This is a genomic window from Adlercreutzia muris, from assembly GCF_008831045.1.
GTDB classification, from domain to species: Bacteria; Actinomycetota; Coriobacteriia; order Coriobacteriales; family Eggerthellaceae; genus Adlercreutzia; species Adlercreutzia muris.
In genome coordinates, this window is sequence record NZ_WAJS01000016.1 from 32,868 (window position 1) to 46,187 (window position 13,320).

General features: G+C 65.5%; 13 protein-coding genes. 11 read left to right on the forward strand and 2 right to left on the reverse strand.

The genetic code is table 11. From position 1 onward, the window contains the following. Window positions 1-5: 5 nt before the first annotated feature. The 3 genes from nusB to dxs are packed head-to-tail and all read left to right on the forward strand — an operon-like array spanning window position 6 to window position 2,854. Window positions 6-611 (forward strand): transcription antitermination factor NusB, encoded by a 606-nt coding sequence (gene nusB, locus F8D48_RS06330; RefSeq protein ID WP_151430528.1) that lies wholly within the window; start codon window positions 6-8, stop codon window positions 609-611. A 4-nt stretch (window positions 612-615) separates the two neighbouring features. Beyond that, window positions 616-966: an exodeoxyribonuclease VII small subunit gene (locus tag F8D48_RS06335; RefSeq protein WP_151430530.1), complete on the forward strand. Its 351-nt coding sequence runs from the start codon at window positions 616-618 to the stop codon at window positions 964-966. Window positions 967-976: 10 nt separating this feature from the next. Continuing rightward, window positions 977-2,854, forward strand: a complete 1,878-nt coding sequence (gene dxs / locus F8D48_RS06340) for a 1-deoxy-D-xylulose-5-phosphate synthase (RefSeq protein WP_151430532.1) — start codon at window positions 977-979, stop codon at window positions 2,852-2,854. 78 nt (window positions 2,855-2,932) lie between these two features. On the opposite strand, the gene F8D48_RS06345 is transcribed toward dxs, so the two are convergent. Next, window positions 2,933-3,598, reverse strand: coding sequence for a GNAT family N-acetyltransferase (locus F8D48_RS06345; protein WP_240806259.1), 666 nt, complete (start codon window positions 3,596-3,598; stop codon window positions 2,933-2,935). A gap of 439 nt (window positions 3,599-4,037) precedes the next feature. On the opposite strand from F8D48_RS06345, the gene F8D48_RS06350 reads away from it, so the two are divergent. The 6 genes from F8D48_RS06350 to F8D48_RS06375 all read left to right on the forward strand — a co-directional run bounded on the left by F8D48_RS06350 (window position 4,038) and on the right by F8D48_RS06375 (window position 9,612). Next, on the forward strand, window positions 4,038-5,363 hold the full coding sequence (locus tag F8D48_RS06350) for an ammonium transporter (protein ID WP_151430534.1): 1,326 nt from the start codon (window positions 4,038-4,040) through the stop codon (window positions 5,361-5,363). Between the two features lie 42 nt (window positions 5,364-5,405). After that, the gene (locus F8D48_RS06355) at window positions 5,406-5,744 is read left to right on the forward strand and encodes a P-II family nitrogen regulator (protein WP_136433641.1); all 339 of its coding nucleotides are present in this window, start codon (window positions 5,406-5,408) and stop codon (window positions 5,742-5,744) included. 5 nt (window positions 5,745-5,749) lie between these two features. Beyond that, entirely contained in the window at window positions 5,750-6,049 is a 300-nt protein-coding gene (locus F8D48_RS06360) for a TIGR03905 family TSCPD domain-containing protein (RefSeq protein ID WP_476931270.1), read from the forward strand. A 64-nt stretch (window positions 6,050-6,113) separates the two neighbouring features. After that, window positions 6,114-7,232, forward strand: a complete 1,119-nt coding sequence (locus tag F8D48_RS06365) for a helix-turn-helix domain-containing protein (protein WP_151430536.1) — start codon at window positions 6,114-6,116, stop codon at window positions 7,230-7,232. 189 nt (window positions 7,233-7,421) lie between these two features. Then, the gene (locus F8D48_RS06370) at window positions 7,422-8,552 is read left to right on the forward strand and encodes an aminotransferase (RefSeq protein ID WP_151430538.1); all 1,131 of its coding nucleotides are present in this window, start codon (window positions 7,422-7,424) and stop codon (window positions 8,550-8,552) included. A 43-nt stretch (window positions 8,553-8,595) separates the two neighbouring features. Continuing rightward, entirely contained in the window at window positions 8,596-9,612 is a 1,017-nt protein-coding gene (locus tag F8D48_RS06375; protein ID WP_151430540.1) for an ornithine cyclodeaminase family protein, read from the forward strand. Between the two features lie 225 nt (window positions 9,613-9,837). Here F8D48_RS06375 and F8D48_RS06380 read toward each other — a convergent pair whose 3' ends face one another. Next, window positions 9,838-10,884, reverse strand: coding sequence for an inorganic phosphate transporter (locus tag F8D48_RS06380; RefSeq protein WP_135971139.1), 1,047 nt, complete (start codon window positions 10,882-10,884; stop codon window positions 9,838-9,840). Between the two features lie 427 nt (window positions 10,885-11,311). Between F8D48_RS06380 and rpsA the strand changes: the two genes are divergently transcribed. Further along, the gene (gene rpsA, locus F8D48_RS06385; RefSeq protein WP_135971138.1) at window positions 11,312-12,532 is read left to right on the forward strand and encodes a 30S ribosomal protein S1; all 1,221 of its coding nucleotides are present in this window, start codon (window positions 11,312-11,314) and stop codon (window positions 12,530-12,532) included. A gap of 145 nt (window positions 12,533-12,677) precedes the next feature. After that, window positions 12,678-13,277: a dephospho-CoA kinase gene (gene coaE, locus F8D48_RS06390; protein WP_135971137.1), complete on the forward strand. Its 600-nt coding sequence runs from the start codon at window positions 12,678-12,680 to the stop codon at window positions 13,275-13,277. Window positions 13,278-13,320 lie beyond the last annotated feature (43 nt).

Consider the following 13,320-nt stretch of genomic DNA (forward strand, 5'->3'; position numbering starts at 1 on the left):
CTCCTATGGCTTCGAGAAAACACGAGAGAACCCTCGACCGCGCCTGTGCGGTGCAGGTTCTCTATACGAGCGAGCTGAAGGGGGAGTCCCCCTCCAAGCTGCTGGACGAGGGGCTCTGCCTGGTGGCCACCGAGCAGGCCCCGGCCACCGAGGAGGAGGCGGCCACGGAATTCGGCCGTATCTGCGAGGGCTCCCTGAGCGATTACGCCCTGGCCCTCATCCGCGGCGTCGAAGGCTGCCAGGCCGAGATCGACGAGCGGCTCGAGGGGGCGTCCGAGAACTGGACGCTGTCCCGCATGCCCATCGTGGACCGCTCCATCCTGCGCCTGGCCACTTACGAGATGTACCACTGCGATGACGTACCGGTTTCCGTGTCCATCAACGAGGCCGTTGAGCTGGCTAAGGACTTTGGCGGGGAGGAGGACTCCCCGCGCTTCGTCAACGGCGTGCTCGGCCGCATCGCCCGCTCCATGGACGAGGGCCCCGAGGCCGGCGGCGAGGTGGCGGCTGCGCCCGCGCCGCCGATCGCCGACGAGATCGAGACCGTCGCGGCAGTCGACGTCGTGCGGGGCGCTTCGGGTGCTGCGGCCTGCGTGCAGGGGGAGGTGTAGCTCCGTGGATGCTGCGCAGCCGTCGGACTTCGGTCGAGTGCACGAGCGCCTGACCCAGATTGTGGACGAGGTGTCCGCCGACGACATCTCCCTCGATGACGCCCTCAAGCTCTACGAGGAGGCCGTGAAGCTGGGTCTGTCTGCCTGCGATTTGTCTGAGCAGGACATCGAGGCGCACCTGGCCGCCGAGGGCGTCGAAGACGCCTCCGCTCGCGCCGCCGTCGTCGTGGCCTCTTCTGCCGATGCGCCGACCGATGCTGCGGACGCCTCTTTGGGCGAGGCAGCTGAAGGGGTGCCGGACGAGGTTTCCGAGCCTGCTTCCGAAACCGCCGCGGGCGAGCGTGCCGCCGTATAAAGGGGGTTTCATGGACATGCCGCGCATACTCGATGCTATCAGCTCTCCTGCCGACCTGAAGGTGCTCGACAACGACGAGCTGGCCATCCTCGCCCGCGAGATTCGCCAGGAGATCGTCGCCACCACCTCGGTGACCGGGGGGCACGTGGCCTCCTCGCTCGGCGCGGTGGACATCATCGTGGCCCTGGAGAGCCTGCTCGACATGCCGCGCGATCGCGTGGTGTTCGACGTGGGGCACCAGGCCTACGCCCACAAGCTGCTCACCGGGCGCCGGGAGGCGTTCAAGACCCTGCGCACCTACGGGGGCATCTCCGGCTTCACCAAGCCCCACGAGAGCCCCTACGACGTGCACTACTCCGGCCACGCCTCCGACTCGCTGTCCATTGCGACGGGTCTGGCGAAGGCGCGCCAGCTGAAGGGCACCGACGAGAAGGTGGTGGCCCTCATCGGGGATGCGTCGCTGGCAGGCGGCATGGCCTTCGAGGCGCTGAACTACATGGGCAACGAGCAGCTGCCCCTGGTCATCATCCTGAACGACAACGAGATGTCCATCTCGCGCAACGTGGGCGCGCTCATGAAGCACCTGGGCAACCTGCGGGCGAACAGCCACTACCGCGAGGCCCGCGAGGGCCTGCAGGCGGCCATGGAGCAGGGCGGCCCCGCTGCTCGCGGCCTGCTCGGCTTCGGGAAGAACATGAAGGAATCGCTCAAGCAGATGGTGATTCCCCACACCATGATCTACGAGTCGCTCGGCATCGTGTGCACCCATCCCGTGGACGGTCACAACATCGCCGAGCTGCGCGACATTTTGTCCCTCGTGCTGGAAATGGACGGCCCGGCCCTCGTGCACGTGGTCACCCGCAAGGGCGAGGGCTACGAGCCGGCGCGGCAGGATCCGGAGCGCTTCCACGGCACGGGCCCTTACGACATCGCCACGGGCAAGGCGGTGAAGAAGCCCGCGAAGGCCCCCAGCTATACCGAGGTGTTCGGCGCTGCCTTGGCCGATGAGGCCGCTCGCGACAAGGACGTGGTGGCCATTACGGCGGCCATGACCGGGGGCACGGGGCTGAAGGATTTCGCCGCCGAGTTCCCCGAGCGCTTCGTGGACGTGGGCATTGCCGAGGAGCAGGCCATCGGCATGGCGGCCGGGCTTGCTTCGGGAGGCAAGAAGCCCGTGGTGGCCCTGTACTCCACCTTTATGCAGCGGGCGGTGGACCAGCTTATCATCGACTGCGCCCTGCCGGATGCGAACGTGGTGCTCGCCTTCGACCGTGCGGGCTTGGTGGGCGATGACGGCCCCACGCACCACGGTGTGTTCGACATGGTGTACTCCCGCATGGTGCCCAACGTGCGCGTGCTCGCCCCCTCCGACGAGGCGGAGCTCGTGCACGCCCTGCACACGGCGCTCTCGCTGCCCGGCCCGGTGACGCTGCGCTACCCGCGCGGCGAGGCCGAGGGGGCGTGCCTGCCCGATGCGCCCGAGCTTCTGGAAGTGGGGAAGGCCCGCGTGGTGCGCGAGGGGGGCGATGCGGCCCTGCTCGCCTTCGGGCGCATGGTGGGATGTGCCCGCGCTGCCGCCGACCTTTTGGCCGCTGAGGGCATCGAGTGCCGCGTGGTGGACATGCGCTGGGTGAAGCCGCTCGACGAGGAGGCCATCGCTGCCGCGGCTGCCACGGGGCTTGTGGTCACCGTGGAGGAGGGCGTCATCGCCGGTGGCGCCGGCCAGGGCGTGCTCGAGGTGCTCGCCCGCCTGGGCGCGCAGGTGCCGGCTATCACCCTGGGCATTCCCGACCAGTTCGTCGGCCAGGGCCCAGTGGGCCGCCTCTTCGCCGATCTGGGCCTGGACGCCGAGGGTATCGCCGCCGCGGTGCGCGCGAAGCTGAAGTAGCGGCTGCGGATCGGATTCCTGTCACGAAAAAGGCCCGCGTCGTCGCGGGCCTTCGAATGTTCCGGGGGTCGGTGGGTGCTACTTCAGCTTCTTCTCCATGATGTAGTCGTTCATGACGAAGCCCTCGCCGATATCGGTTTCCACGGCGTCGATAATCTCGAAGCCGTGCTTCTTGTAGGCGCGGATGGCCATCTCGTTTCCCTTGTTCACGGTCAGGTACATCGCATCCAGCCCGCGCTCGCGGCACAGGCGCTCGTAGAAGCGCACGACGCTGGCGATAAGCCCGCGGCCGCGATGCTCCTTCAAGAGGTATACCTTCGAGACGAAGAAACGGTTCGTGTCCGCCTCCACGCGTCCGCCCGTGTAGCCGATGATGCGCGGCTTGGCGGCCTCGTGTGCGAAGTCCTCGGCGTCGTGGGCCAGCTCTCCATCGCGGTCAGATTCCACGGCATCATCGGCGCCGGCCGGCGCGGGCCTGCCCTCGTCGTGGATGTCGGCACCGTGGACGGCCTGGTCGAGCTCGCGCGGGGTGGCGTTCTCGCGGTCCATGATGAAGAAGTACTCGTAGCCGTTATCGGCAATGTCGGCGCGGAAGGCGTTCAGGCTCTGGAACTTCTCGACCATGTAGTCGGTCTGCTCTTGGCCGATGAGCGCCGGCCAGTACTCGTTCCAAATGTGATGGGCCATATGTGCGAGGGCCTCTACTTCCTCGTCGCGCTCGACCTGGCGGAATGACACGCTCATGGGGTTTCCTTTCCGATTGGCGCCAATGGTGCGAGCACTTCTCGCTTTTTTGGACAAAAAGGCTTCGAGTGCGCTGTCTCGAAGGTTCCGCTGGCCGCCCGGGGTCGAAATAAGCGGTTTTCGAGCCCTTCCCGGGGTCATTTGAGCCCGAATGGGATCATTTTCTCCTTGCGGGAGCTCACTCGACGCACTTTTGTCCAGGATTGCGCAATGTGCTCGTCGATCGATCCCATTGTAGACATTTCCTGGGCCCTCGATGCCGGTGTCGCGAATTGTTTCCGCTCCGTGGCAAGGAAAGGTCGCTTGCGTTAACGCTTCTTTGAGAGAGGGTTAACAATCATCGATGACCTTGGGGGTGCGCCTTTGCCGTGGAAGAATCGAAGGCGTTCCCGATGCGCGCGGGCGGCCGGCCCGCGCCGATGCAAGGAGGTCGATTGCCATGCTCGATACTGGCTCGACCGGCTTCATGCTCGTGTGCACCATGCTGGTGCTGCTCATGACGCCCGGTCTCGCATTCTTCTACGGAGGGCTCTCGCGGCGCAAGAACGTGGTGAATACCATGGTCATGATCTTCGCGGTGCTCGGCATCGTGGGGGTGGCATGGGTTGCGTGCGGCTGGTCGTTCGCCTACGGCGGCGACGGCGCCATCCCCGTTTTCGGTGGTTTGGACCAGCTGGGGTGCTTGAGCGCGGTGAACGACATGATGGCCGAGGCCGCGGGCACGCCCGATGCCTTCGCGATACTTTCAGGCCAGGGGGCGCTGGCCGCTGACCCGGAGCTGGCGGCAAGCTACCCGGCTATTATCGATATCGTCTTCCAGATGGCCTTCGCGATGATCACCTGCGCCATCATCACCGGCGCGGTGGCCGGGCGCATGAAGTTCGGCGCGGTGTGCGCTTTCGTGGCAGTGTGGGTGCTTGCGGTGTACGCGCCGCTCGCCCATATGGTGTGGGGCGGAGAAGGATCGCTCATCGGCGAGATGATCGGCGCGCTCGACTTCGCCGGGGGTGACGTGGTGCACATCTCCTCGGGACTTACGGGCCTCGTGCTCTGCATCATGCTCGGTCGGCGCAAGGGCTTCGCTGTGCTGTCCTACCGGCCCCACAACGTGCCCTTCGTGGCGCTCGGCGCGGCGCTTCTGTGGTTCGGGTGGTTCGGCTTTAACGCGGGCAGCGAGTTCGCCGCCGACGGGGTGGCGGCCTTAGCGCTGCTGAACACGGTGGCGGCCAGCGCGGCCGGCGTGCTGTCGTGGCTTATTGCCGAGCGGCTGCACGTGGGGAAGTGCACGCTGGTGGGCGCGGCCACAGGGCTCGTGGCGGGGCTGGTGGCCATAACGCCGGCGGCGGGATTCGTGGAGCCGTGGGCGGCGCTTGTCATGGGCGCGGTGACAAGCCCGGTGGTGTACGCGGCCATCGCCTGGGCCAAGCGCCGCATCGGCTACGACGACGCCCTCGATGCGTTCGGCTGCCACTGCGTCGGCGGCATTGTCGGCGGTGTTCTGACGGGGCTGTTCTGCGTGCCGGAGCTGTCCTGGACCGACCAGGGCGGTCTTCTGTACACGGGAGACTGGTCGCTGCTGGGCGCCCAGGTGCTCGGCATCGTGGTGACGGTGGTGTTCGTGGTGGCAGCCGACGTGGTGCTCGGGTTCATCGTGCGGGCCTGCTTCGGCGGCAGCCTGCGCGTCTCGGCCGCCGACGAGGCGGCCGGCCTGGACGTGGCCGTCCACGGCGAGTCGGCCTACCCGGCCTATCTGGGCCTGGACTAGCGGCGCAGAGCACGGCAAGCAACAAGTAAGGAGCTGAGACCTATGAAGCGAGTGACGGCCATCGTGCGGCCCGAGAAGATGGAAGCCCTGAAGGACGCGCTGTTCGCGGCAGACGTGAGCGGCATGACCATATCCCAGGTGCACGGCTGCGGCGCCCAGCACGGCTGGAGCGAGTACGTGCGCGGCACCGAGGTGCTGCTGAACATGGTGCCGAAGGTGAAGTTCGAGATCGTCGTGGACGATGGGGAGGTGGACGGCCTCGTGGACACTATCGTGGCGGCCGCGCGCACCGGGGAGGTGGGCGACGGCAAGATATTCGTGGCGCCCATCGAGGAGGTCGTGCGCATCCGCACCGGCGAGCGGGGCGCAGCCGCTGTGTAGGGGGCGTGCGTGCTACAATCTCTCGCGAGAAAACGAGAGAAAGGAACCCCATGCACAGCTATACCCCCCGCGGCGTGTGCTCCCGCCAGATCGATGTGGAAGTGAACGGCGACACGGTGGAGAGCGTCCAGTTCACCGGTGGCTGCGACGGCAACCTGAAGGCCATCTCCAAGCTGGTGGCCGGCATGAAGGTAGACGACGTGGCCGCGCTTTTGGAGGGCAACACCTGCGGGCGGCGCTCCACCTCCTGCGCCGACCAGATGGTGCGCGCTCTGCGCGAGGCCCAGGCTGAAGGGCAAGCCTAGAAAAAGCAAGCGGTAAGGGCCCAGGCGGCGTTGCCCGGGCCCTTCGTCATGGAAGGGGATTTCGATGATCTGCGTCGGTGATCTGTGCGCCCTGGCGTCCATCTCGGGCATCGAGGTGCTGTCCGGCGCCGGGGCCACCTCCCGCCGGCCGGTGCGCGAAGTGGCCATCATGGATGACGAGCCCCTCACCGGCTCCTACGATGTGTTTCATCCCGGTGATGCCGTTTTCGCGTCGCTGAGCTTCTGCGGCGGCGATAACGCGGTCATGGACGAGGCTGTGGCAGCCCTCGCCTCCCGCGACGTCGCCTGCGTGCTCGTGAAGGGCTCGCTTCCCTACGCACCTTCCGAGGCGGTGCTGGCCGAGTGCCGCCGGCGTGCCGTTCCCCTGATCCGCTACGGCGCGGGCCTGCTCGAGCAGATTATCTCGGAGGCTCGCGCGCTCATCGCCGAGGATGCGCGCGCCGATCGTGTGGAAGAAGCCCTGCGCGCGCTCATGGAGCGCCGCAGGGGAGACGATGTGCGCCAGCGTTTCGGAGAGGTCACGGGCCTTGGGGGCTCGTGGGTGCAGGTGGCGGCGTTCTCAGCGGCTGAGGGCGACCCGCTTGTGCTGGCGGCGTTGAAGAATCAAGTGGCGTGCGAGCTCTCGCGGATTGCCCCCTGCTTCACGGCCCGCTTCGGCGACGGTGTCGTCGCCTGCGTCTCGTGGGAGGGCCCCGAGGAGGGGCTGAGCCGCGCGTCGCTGGAGGCGCTCGTGGCGGGGTTCGGCTCGCACACGGCAACAGGCGCCTCCGAGGTGCTTCCGGCAGATGAGGCCGATGTCGCTCTGCACGAGGCGCTCGGCTGTCTGGAAGCTGCTCGGGAGGGCATCGGCGCTCCCGTGCTCTGGCAGACCGCCGGATTCGATGCGTTTCATGCGGCCCGACGGCGCGATCCATTGCTCGCGCGGGCCTGCGAAGCGGGTTTGGGCCTCCTTCGGGCCTCTGACGAGGAAACGGGCGGAAACCTCGTCGAGAGCATGGGGGTCTATGTAACGTGCGGGGGAGACGTGACCGCAGCGGCGGTGCTCCTTGCCCAGCACCCCAACTCCATGCGCAACCGCATCAACCGCGCTCGCAAGGTCCTTTCCCTGGAAAACGCTACCGACAAGGAGCTGTTCGCCTATCTGGCCATGATCTATCTCTAGGTTGTCGCGCTTCGGGCTTTCCTGGTCGGGCGGGCGCCAATCAAGAGGGCCCGCTGCCCTTGCGTTGCCGTTGTGGGCACTCACAACCATTGCCGCCGGGCTCTGGTGCTGGCTCCATGAGGGGCGCCGGCTCCTCCCCTTATGCTGGAATCACCGTGAAGGGAATCGCGTTCAGCAAAAGGAGAGCCCATGGAGATCAAAGATTTCGAAGTCGAGCAGTGGATGAACCTCTGGGAGACGAAGTGCACCTACAACGTGGCCGAGACCTGCGTCTACTCGCTGTCCCTCGATCAGCTTTTCGAGCTCACCGGGGGCGACAAGGCCGCCTTTCTCGACGCCTTCGCGACGCGCCGTCTCACCTACGGCGACATCGAGGGCCGCCCCGACCTGCTTTCCGGCATTGCCAAGCTCTACCGCACGGTTAAGCCCGAGCACATTATTCCCACCCACGGCGCCGCGGGGGCCAATTCGCTCGTGCTCTCGACGCTGGTGAACCCCGGCGACCACGTGGTGTCGGTCATGCCGACTTACCAGCAGCTCTATTCCATTCCCGAGATGTGCGGCGCCAAGGTGGACGTGCTGCATCTCGAGAAGGAGAACGGCTATCATGTGGATGTAGAGGCGCTCGATGCCCTGTGCACGCCCGATACGAAGCTCATCTGCATCAACAACCCCGACAACCCCACCGGTGCGCTGCTCGACGGCGAGACGCTGCGGGCTATCGTGGAGGTGGCGCGCAAGAACGACGCGTGGCTGCACTGCGACGAGGTGTATCGCCATCTGAACCAGACCGACGCGTATGCCGAGTCCGTCGCCGACCTCTACGAGAAGGGCGTCACCACCAGCTCTATGAGCAAGGTGTGGTCGCTGGCGGGCATCCGCTTGGGTTGGTGCATTACCAAGGACGAGCAGCTGCGACGCGATCTGCTGTCCCACCGCGATTACAACCTCATCTCCTGCGGCATGTTCGATGAGGCGGTGGCCGCCTATGCCCTTGCCCATGCCGATGCGATTCTTCATCGCAGCCGCCGCATTGTGCGCGAGAACCTCGCCACCCTCATGGAATGGGTCGATTCCGAGCCGCATCTGTCCATCGTGAAGCCCGAGGCCGGTACCACGGCGCTTGTCTACTACGACTACGACATCCCCTCCTACGACTTCTGCACCGATATGGTGAAGTTCAACGGCGCTTTCGTCACCCCGGGCGATTGCTTCGAGGAGCCGAAGAGCTTCCGCGTGGGTTACGGCTACTCCGACGATCCCGATGCCCTGCGCAGCGGCCTGCTCGCCATCAGCGAGTACCTGCGTACCCTGGAATAACCGATCCCCCTAGCATTGGCGACGATTGAGAAGGAGAAAACTGATGAGCGAGATTCGCATTTTGTCCGCTAAGGACGTGGCGGCCTGCCTCACTATGGACGAGGTGATCGACGCCGTGCGCGAGACCTATCGGCAAAAGGCCGAGGGTGCCGCCGAGGCGTGGCCCATGGTTTACCATGCCTTCGAGCCGGGCGTGGCCGATATGGACATCAAGTCCGGCGTGCTGGGCGCCCCCGGCGTGTTCGGGCACAAGACCGTCGCTTGGTTCTCGGATAACCCCAAGCGCGGCCTGCCCGACCTCTACGGCATTATCGTCGTGCTCTCCTCCGAGACGGGCGAGCCGGTGGGCGTGGTGGACGGCTCGGCAATCACCGGCTTGCGCACCGGGGCCGCCGGCGGCTTGGGCGCGAAGGTGCTCGCGAATCCCACGTCCGAGAGTCTGCTCATGGTGGGCGCAGGCCATCAGGCGCCCTATCAGATTGCAGCGACGCTCTCGCTGCTCGATGGCATCAAGGTGGTGCGCGTGGCCAATCCGCACAATCCCGACCGCGCTCGCGACCTGGCCAGTCATTTGCCCCGGAAATTGGCCGACCAGTTCCATCGGGAGTTTTCCGGGGTGCGCTTCGAGGCGGCAGACGACCTGGCGAAGGCGGTGGACGCAAGCGACATCGTCATTACAGCCACCATGGCCACCTCTCCGCTCATCGATGCCTCCTGGGTACGCCGCGGCACGCATTTCTCCTGTATGGGCGCAGACATGCCGGGCAAGCAGGAGATCGCCCCGGCCATCATCGCCGGGGCGCGCTTGTTCACCGACGATACGGCGAACTGCGTCGGCAACGGCGAGATCGAGCTCGGGCTGGCTCAGGGCGTCTTCGGTCCCGGTCAGGTAGCCGGCGAGCTCGGCGAGGTGCTCGCGGGCAAGGTTGAGGGCCGCATCGATCCCGACGATATCACCGTGTTCGATTCGGCCGGTACGGCCCTGCTCGACATCGCCTGCGCCAAGATCGCCCTCGACCGCGCCGCCGAACTCGGCTTGGGTACGGTGGCGGCGCTGTAGGTGTTGCGTCGGAGGGGGTAAAGCCAGAGGGCGGCCTCTACAGGAGCATCTCCACGGCGCAGAAGGCCAGCGATGCGGCGAAGAGGAGGTTGGCGGCGCGGAAGTGGTGCAGATAGACGCCTTGCAGGGCGACGCCGAATGCGACCCAGGTGAGGTAATAGCTCTCGGCGATACGTGGCTATCGCCGAGAGCTATGAAGCGGCGTTCCGCTCAGAAGGCGGTTGCCTACAGCATCATGAACAGCTTGGCGAGGCTCCAGCCGATAAAGCCACAGCAGGGGAAGGTGAGCACCCAGGCCCATACCATGCGCCGGGCCACGCCCCAGTTCACACGGCGGAAGCTGCGGGAAGCGCCCACGCCCATGATGGAAGCGGTGGAGCAGTGCGAGGTGGACACGGGCATGCCGGTCATAGAGGCTACGAACAGGGTGATGACCGTGGAGGCGGAGGCCGCCACGCCCTGGTACTTCTCGAGCGAGACCATGTCCATGGCCACCGACTTGATGATGCGCTTGCCGCCGAGCAGGGTGCCGAGCGACATGGCCAGCGAGCAGATGACCATGAGCCACAGGGGGAAGTCGGTGGCGCCGCTCGTCTCCATGCCGAAGGCGAGCGCTATGCCCAACAGGCCGATGGACATGAACTTCTGGCCGTCTTGGGCGCCATGGAGAAACGACAGCGCGCAGGCGCAGATATCCTGCAGCACCACGCACACCCTATTGCCGCGCTTGCGGTCGGCGCAGGAGAAGAAGAACTCGATGATCTTGGTAGTTGCCATGCCGAGGATGAAGCCTCCCACGAGCGAGAACGCCATGCCGTAGATGACGAGCATCCACTCGGAGAGCACGACGCCGGCCAGACCGTTCAAGGCGATGGCACCGCCCGTGACGCCGGCGATGAGCGAATGGGACTTGCTGGCGGGGATGCCCCAGAACCAGCAGAACACGCCCCAGCCGATGGAGCCTATCATGGCGGCGATGAGCGCGAGGAGCGCCTGGTGGGTGTTGCCCGAGAAGTCCACCATGTTGAACATGGTGTGGGCCACGGCCGTGGAGATGTAGGTCATGCCCACGAGTCCCGCGAAGTTGAATACGGCCGCCAAGATGAGCGCGGCGGTGGGGGAAAGGCAGCGGGTGGACACCGCCGAGGCGATGGCGTTGGGGGCATCGGTCGCCCCCGAGATGATCGTCACGCCGATGACGAGCGCCAGAATGCCTAGCAAGACGGGATGATCGCCTACCTGCGCAAGAAACATCGAAAGCGTCAATTCCATGCAGAGCCTTATCTCGATGAAACCGATCTGAAGAAACGCACAGCTCCTTATTCTAACGCACTGGCCGTCGGTGGGGATCAGGTGATGCGCCAAAAAGCGGCTCGGCGCGCCGCCGGCAGAAGGCGGGGAGTCGTCCGCCGATCGCGTTCTGCCGCCCCTGTGCGTCCCCTCCCCGCGTCGAGGCAGCGTCGGTTTTGGGGCGTTTGGCGGCGGTACGGAAAATGTCCGCACTCGGGGAAAATCCACAATGTTTCGCTCGCGCCCAGTGCTATACTGGGCAAGCTTGCCCAAACGGACAAGTGGAAGTAACTGTTGGCCCCCGAGACATGTTTGTTGCACCGCGATCCCTTGCTTGCGCAAGCGAACATGGTAAGTATCAACCATCATGACGAAGGGTCCCCGATTTAGTTTTTGAAAGGGGTCCGTTTTGACCGAAATCAAGAACACCTCCGTGATCGACTTCTCCGACATCTCCGACGAGCAGATGAACGAGATGATCGACGGCACGCTGACCGAGTTCGACGAGGGCGATCTCGTCGACGGCACCGTCGTCAAGCTGGAGCATGACGAGGTGCTCGTGGACATCGGCTTCAAGAGCGAGGGCGTCATCCCCTCCCGCGAGCTGTCCATCCGCAAGGACGCCGATCCGTCCGACATCGTGAGCCTGGGCGACAAGATCGAGGCTCTGGTTCTCCAGAAGGAGGACAAGGACGGCCGTCTCATCCTCTCCAAGAAGCGCGCCGAGTACGAGCGTGCCTGGATTTCCGTCGAAGAGAAGTTCAAGGCCGGCGAAGTGGTCACCGGCGAGGTCATCGAGGTGGTCAAGGGCGGTCTTATCCTGGACATCGGCCTGCGCGGCTTCCTTCCGGCCTCTCTCGTGGACCTGCGCCGCGTGAAGGACCTGGACATGTATCTGGGCACCGAGATCGAGGCCCGCGTCATCGAGATGGACCGCAACCGCAACAACGTCGTGCTGTCCCGCCGCGTTCTCTTGGAGGAGGGTCGCAAGAACGAGCGCGCCGAGATCCTCTCGAAGCTCTCCAAGGGCATGCGCCTCAAGGGCAACGTGTCCTCCATCGTGGACTTCGGTGCCTTCGTGGATCTGGGCGGCATCGACGGCCTGGTGCACATCTCCGAGCTGTCCTGGAACCACGTCAACCATCCCTCCGAGGTCGTCAAGGTGGGCGACGAGGTGGAGGTCGAGGTGCTCGACGTCGATCTGCAGCGTGAGCGCATCTCCCTCGGTCTCAAGCAGACCACGCCCGATCCGTGGATCCAGCTCGTGGAGAACTACCCCGTGGGCACCATCGTCGACGGCAAGGTCACCAAGATCGTTCCCTTCGGCGCCTTCGTCGAGCTGGGCGATTCCATCGAGGGCCTGGTGCACATCTCCGAGATGGCCGGCCGCCACATCGACACCCCGGCGCAGGTCGTGCACGCGGGCGACGATGTGAAGGTGAAGGTCATGGAGATCAACCCGGATCGCCGCCGTATCTCCCTGTCCATGAAGGCCGCCGCCGAGGAGCTCGGCTTCGAGATCGACGTGGACGAGTCCGTGCAGGCCGAGGAGAAGCCGGCCCGCCGCAAGAAGGCCGACGAGGCTCCTGCCGAGGCCGAGGTTGAGGCTGTGGAGACCGTCGAAGAGTAAGCAACCTCGGATGCCCATAGCCGCTGTATTCGATCGGTGACTTTCAGAAGGCCGCTCTTCGGAGCGGCCTTCTCGTGTATCATGGAGCCGTTGAAATGTCTGCGCAGGATCGCGCGAAGGGGCGCGGTTTCGGAGGAGGTACTGCATGAAGAAGCTGTTTCTCATCGGCGGCATGGGCGCCGGCAAGTCCACGGCCCGCAAGGCGCTGACCGATGAGGGTCTGGCCTGGATCGATCTCGATCAGGTGGGCCACGAGGTGCTTACGTGGGGCACGGTAAAGGACGATCTGCGCGGTGCCTTCGGCGACGGCATCTTCGACGAGGGCGGGGAAGTGGTGCGCGCGGAGCTGGCCGCGGTGGCCTTCGCGAGCCCGGCGGCCACGCGCAAGCTGAACTGCATCACCATGCCGCGCATCGAGGAGCGCTACACCGACCTCATCGACGAGTTCGAGCACGAGGGGAAGCCGGCCGTGGTGGTGGAGTACTCGGTGTTCCGCAACCGCCAGCAGTCGCTGGCCTACGGGGCCGATGTGGTCATCGCCGTGCTCGCGCCGCTGGAGGTGCGCATCGAGCGCGCCGTGGCCTCGGGCTTTTCCGAGGAGGACGTGCGGGCCCGCATCGCCCGCCAGATTACCGACGCCGACCGCATCGAGGCGGCCGACGTGGTATTCAACAACGACGGCACCCCCGAAGAGCTCCGCAACGAGGTGCTCGCCTGGTGGAACGAGTATAAGAAGGAAATCTAGCTCGGATAGAGCCGATTGCAGATCGACGTCTCGGAGGCCGTCT